This window comes from Geoalkalibacter sp., from assembly GCF_030604225.1.
Taxonomy (GTDB): Bacteria; Desulfobacterota; Desulfuromonadia; order Desulfuromonadales; family Geoalkalibacteraceae; genus Geoalkalibacter.
Window position 1 is genome coordinate 1 of sequence record NZ_JAUVWH010000173.1, and the last position, 5068, is coordinate 5068.

The 5068-nt window shown below is 61.9% G+C and carries 4 protein-coding genes and 1 pseudogene; 1 reads left to right on the top strand and 4 read right to left on the bottom strand.

Annotated features, from left to right (window positions below; translation table 11 throughout):
• From QAT43_RS14095 to QAT43_RS14110, 4 genes are all read right to left on the bottom strand, one after another.
• The coding region (locus tag QAT43_RS14095) for a radical SAM protein (protein WP_305043725.1) at window positions 1-363 on the bottom strand (363 nt) is incomplete at its 3' end.
• Window positions 364-470: 107 nt separating this feature from the next.
• Window positions 471-1847, bottom strand: coding sequence for a sigma-54-dependent transcriptional regulator (locus QAT43_RS14100; protein ID WP_305043726.1), 1377 nt, complete (start codon window positions 1845-1847; stop codon window positions 471-473).
• Complete coding sequence (locus QAT43_RS14105; protein WP_305043727.1) at window positions 1835-3043, bottom strand: two-component system sensor histidine kinase NtrB; 1209 nt, start codon at window positions 3041-3043, stop codon at window positions 1835-1837. The genes QAT43_RS14100 and QAT43_RS14105 overlap by 13 nt, the downstream gene beginning before the upstream one ends.
• On the bottom strand, window positions 3043-4221 hold the full coding sequence (locus QAT43_RS14110; RefSeq protein ID WP_305043728.1) for an iron-containing alcohol dehydrogenase: 1179 nt from the start codon (window positions 4219-4221) through the stop codon (window positions 3043-3045). The genes QAT43_RS14105 and QAT43_RS14110 overlap by 1 nt, the downstream gene beginning before the upstream one ends.
• A 527-nt stretch (window positions 4222-4748) precedes the next feature.
• On the opposite strand from QAT43_RS14110, the pseudogene QAT43_RS14115 reads away from it, so the two are divergent.
• A pseudogene (locus QAT43_RS14115) lies at window positions 4749-5068 on the top strand (porin); the annotation flags it as partial.

Below are 5068 nucleotides of genomic sequence, written 5' to 3' on the forward strand. Positions count from 1 at the left end.
CTCGGCCAGGGCAGCGGCCTCCTGGTCGAGAATCAGGGCGGCGTTGGTTTGCAGGGCCAACTGGGCGAAGCCGAGTTTGCGCGAGTGTTGCAGCAGATCGCGCCATGCCGGATGGCAGAGGGGTTCGCCGCCGGTCAGGCGCACGCCTGCCCCGCCAAGGTGGGCGAACTCCCGCAGGAGGCGCCACAGGGTGGCGGCGGGCACATGGGCGGCGCTCGTGGGTCTGCCACCATCAACCCAGCAATGGCGGCAGTGCAGGTTGCAGGCGCCGGTGATGGCCAGGGTCAGGATGCGTGGCGGACGCAGCCCCGCATCGCTCAAAAGCCCGGCCAGGGATTCGGACGGGACTTGGTCGGGATTCACATCGGCTCTCGGGTCGCTTCCGTCTGGGGAAAAAATCCCCGGCGTAGCAAAATTCCCCATTTGGTCCGGAATGGACTGGGGACAAACTCCACAGTCGCTGTTTAGGATCAGGCCGGCAAGCCGTATCGCTCCAGCTTGGTGTAGAGGGTCTTGCGGTCGATCTCGAGGATCTTCGCCGCCTGGCTCTTGTTGCCCTCGACTTTTTCCAGAACGCTGCGAATGTGTTCACGCTCGATGACCCACAAGGGCAGGGGAGGCGTTTCGGCCGTGACGGCGACCTGCGTCTCGGGGGTGAAGAGCCGCGGCGGGGCAAAGGGCAGCAGGTCCGCGGTAATCACCCGCTCCCTGGCCAGAATGGATGCGCGGCGGATGGTGTTGCGCAACTCGCGCACGTTGCCCGGCCAGTGGTAGGCGCGCAGGCAGGCCATGGCCTCGGGGGAAATCTCCCATTGGCCCTGGCCGCTGGGCGAGCCGTTCTGCAGGAAGTACCAGGTCAGGGGCAGGATGTCCTCGGCGCGCTCGCGCAGCGGTGGGATGTAAATGGGCAGCATGTTGATGCGGTGAAAGAGGTCCTCGCGGAATTCGCCTCTCTCCACCTTGTCCTCGAGTTTCTTGTTGGTGGCGAAGACAAAGCGCACATCGACGCTGATGTCGCGGTTGCCGCCCAGGCGCCGGAAGGTGCCGGTCTCCAGGATGCGCAGCAGCTTGACCTGCACGTCGAGGGTCATCTCCGACACCTCGTCCATGAACAGGGTGCCCTGGTCGGCCAGTTCGAACAGCCCGGCGCGGCCCTTGACCGCGCTGGTGAAGGCGCCCTGCATGTGGCCGAAGAGTTCGCTCTCGGCGGTGTGCACGTCGAGGCGTCCGCAGTTGACGGTGATGAAGGGTTTTTGCACGCGCGGGCTGGCCTCGTGGACCGCCCGCGCCACCAGTTCCTTGCCCGTGCCGCTTTCGCCGAAAATCAGCACGTGCTCGTCGACGGCGCCCCAGCGCCGCACCGTTTCGAGAACCTGATGGATTCCTTGGCTCTTCCCGACGATGCGCTGATTGTCGAGCTTTTGCACCTCCAGCTTGAGGCTGATGTTTTCCAGCCGCAGGCGGTTTTTTTCATGGGCCTTGGTGATGACCAGTTCGAGCTCATCGAGCTTGACCGGCTTGGTCAGGTAGTCGTAGGCGCCGTGCTTGATGCATTCCACGGCGGTCTCGATGGTGCCGTGCCCGGTGAACATGATGATCTCGGGCACGTTGGATTCGCTCTTCATCTGCTTGAGGATTTCCACCCCGTCGCTGCCCGGCATGCGGATATCGAGCAGCACCACGTTGAAGATTTCCTCGCGATAGCGCGCCAGGCCCTCCTCGCCGTTGGCCGCGACCTGAACCTTGTGCCCGCTGCGCCGCAGTTCGGTCTGCAGCAGCTCGCGCAGGGGCTTTTCATCTTCCACGATCAGAACTTTGGCGCCGTCGCCGCGATTCACGTTGGACATATGGGGAGTCTCACCTTGAAGGTACAGCCCTTGTTGACTTGACTGGCCACTTCGATGTGGCCCTGATGGCGTTCGATGATGCTGTAGGTAATCGCCAGACCCAGACCCAGGCCGTTGCCCACGGTCTTGGTGGTGAAAAAGGGATCCCATATCTGGTCGAGATGCTCCGGCGGGATGCCGCACCCCGAATCGCTGATTTCCACCACCACCTCATCGCCGGCGGCGAAGGTGCGGACCCGGACCTGTCCCGGACCCTTGATGGCCTGGATGGCGTTCATGGTGAGGTTCATGAACACCTGGCGCAAGGCGGCCGCGTCGGCGCTGATCGGCGGCAGCCGCGCGCAGCGCTCTTCCTCGATGCCGACCTGTTCCTGGCGGGCCTTGTTGCGCACCAGGTCAAGCACCTCGTCGATGACCTCGTTGACATTGACCAGGCCCACCGAGCCGTCGGAGCGCCGGCTGAAGGTCAGCAGGCTGTCGATGATGCCCTTGCAGCGATAGGCTTCGCGCATGATGACCTGAAGATATTCGGGAAATATCTCCAGGTCGGGGTTCTCGGCCAGACCCGGTTGGTCGCGAAAGCGCCGCAGCAGGGCCTCGGCGTAGCCGGCCACCGAGGTCAGGGGATTGTTGATTTCGTGGGCGACGCCCGCGGCCAGCAAGCCGATGCTCGACATTTTCTCGGCTTGAACCAGTTGCAGTTCCTGGACGCGCCGATCCGTGACGTCCCGCAGAAAGACCAGCGCCCGGTTTTGACCCTGGGCATCGACGATGGGCGAGGCGGTCACGTCGAAGTAGCGGTTTTCGCCGCCCGCGCTGCTTTTGGTGAAGGAAATTTGCGTGCCCTCTCCGCGCAGGGCCTTCTCCACCGGGCAGTGATCCGCGCCCAGCTCCTGTTCGGGATGAAAGAGTTCGCGGCAGGATTTTCCCGGCATGGTCTGCTCGGGAAACAGGCGCGGACAGATGTGGTTGCGGTGCTGAATGCGCCCCAGGCCGTTGTAGATCACCACGCCGTCGCTGATGGAATCGAACACCGCCTGCAGCTCGCTTTTCTTGGAGCGCAGGTTGGCGTTGGCGATCTCCAGTTCGCGGATTTTCTGTTTGACTTCGGCATAATAGCCGATTTTTGAGCTCTCGATGCCGAGCAGGCGATCAAGACTGACCTCGTCGATGCGGGTGGGCTTGATCTCGTCCATCAGAAGGCTCTCTCAAGAATCCGCAACAGATCGGTTTCATTCGCTTCGCGCGGCGAGGTGAGGATGCACACATCGCTCAGGGCCTTGCGCGCCAGTTGCGGCAGGTCCTCGCGTTTGACGCCGAGGCTGCGCAGGGTGCGCGGCGCTCCCGCGGCATCGAGCATGGCCTCGATTTTCTCCTCCACCACCTCGGCGGCCTCGCGGCCGTTGAGATCCCGGTGCACGCCCAGGGTCCAGGCCAACTCCGGCAATTTCTCCGTGACCACCGGCAGATCGAAGCGCACCACCTCGGGAAGCAGCACCGCGTTGACGCTGCCGTGATTGATGTCGTAATAGCCGCCGATGGGGTGCGCCAGGGCATGCACGATGCCGAGCAGCGAGTTGGAAAAGGCCATGCCGGCGTGCAGGCTGGCGCGCGCCATGCTTTCCAGATCCTCGGGCCGCTGTTCGCGCACCGCCCGCACCAGGCCATTGGCCAGTAGACTCAGGGCGCGGATGGCATTGACGTCGGTGAGGGTCGAGGAGGCCACGGAGAAAAAGGCCTCCAGGGCGTGGCTTAAAGCATCGGTGGCGGTGGTGCAGACATATTCCTCGGGCAGGGTGGCGAGGGTGTCCGGGTCGGTGAGGCTGATGTCGGGGGCCACGCAGCGGCTCATGATGGTCATCTTGCAGTGGCGCCGGCTGTCGTTGATGACGGCGAACTGGGACACATCCGAGCCCGTGCCGCAGGTGGTGGGGCAGAGCACCAGGGGCGGCAGGGGGCGGCTGATCTTGTCCGAACCCTCGAAGTCGCGAATACTGCCGCCGTTGGACACCAGAATGGCGACGCCCTTGGCGGCGTCCATGGCGCTGCCGCCGCCCAGACCGACGATCACATCGGCGCCCTGGCGGATGTATTCCTTGGCGCCCGCCTCGACCTCATGGTCCTTGGGATTGGGCGTGATCTGGTCGAAATAGACGAAATTCAGCCCGGCTTCGAGCAGGCTGTGCATGGCCTGGTCCACCCAGCCGGCGTTGAACAGGCCCTGGTCGCTGACCAGAAACACCTTGTTGCCACCGAGGCGCCGCGCGCAGGAGCCGATCTGGCTGAGCAGGCCGCGGCCGAAGATGATCTCCGGCACTTCAAATTTGCAGTGGTGCAGGGCGGGACTTTTCTTGACGACATCGTGCCCCATCATTCAGTTCCTTCGGCGCGGTTTGGCCGGGCGAATGTTGAACCCGAGCGTTGCGGTCAATAAAAACAACAAGCAATAGGTATACCGAACTTTCAAACGACGTTTGGTGTTGGAGAAATATAATCTTTTGGTTCGTTTTTCAACTCATGCCCTGTTGGGAGTAAATTCCACGCTGTGGAGACTTTCCCCGGCAATAACGTCACCAAAGTGTTTCGATTTTCCAGAACATCATCTCATAGCCTTGCTTTTCGATCAACTTTTCTCCCCTGGGAAAATCCCTATCATCCTGTTTCTAAACAAAAAACCATTGTTTTATTTGATTGGCACCGCCGTTGCACAGGTAGCCCGGAAGTGACTTGCGCATGCAGATCGTGAAGCGCTTTTCCGGGATACGGGTGCGGCAAAACAGGCTCTAAAGGAGGACAGGAAAATTGGGGCGCGGGGTTTCCGGATGGAAAAACCGTTCCTGCCGGCCGCCGGTGATCTTCGGAGAAGCACATTCACCCCTTCCAACCCTCAGGAGGTTTTCAATGTCAGGTAAGATTTCCGGCTTTATCCTCGGTGTCTTGATTGTCTGTTTGGTTCTTCCCCAGGCCGCCCTGGCCGCCATCACCCTTTACGATGCCGATGAAACCACCTTCAGCGTCGATGGGTCGTTCAATACCTTCTATGTCTACAGCAGCAGCGACAAGAACGCGGAGATGGAAGCCATCGCCGGGCCCGACCGCGAGCAGTCCCGGGTGAAGATGGGCTTTCTGCCCAACTGGATCGGTTTCAACTTCAGCAAGCAGGTCGGGCAGCTCAAGCTGGGGGGGCGCTCCTCCTTCTGGGTGACCATCAACGACAGCGA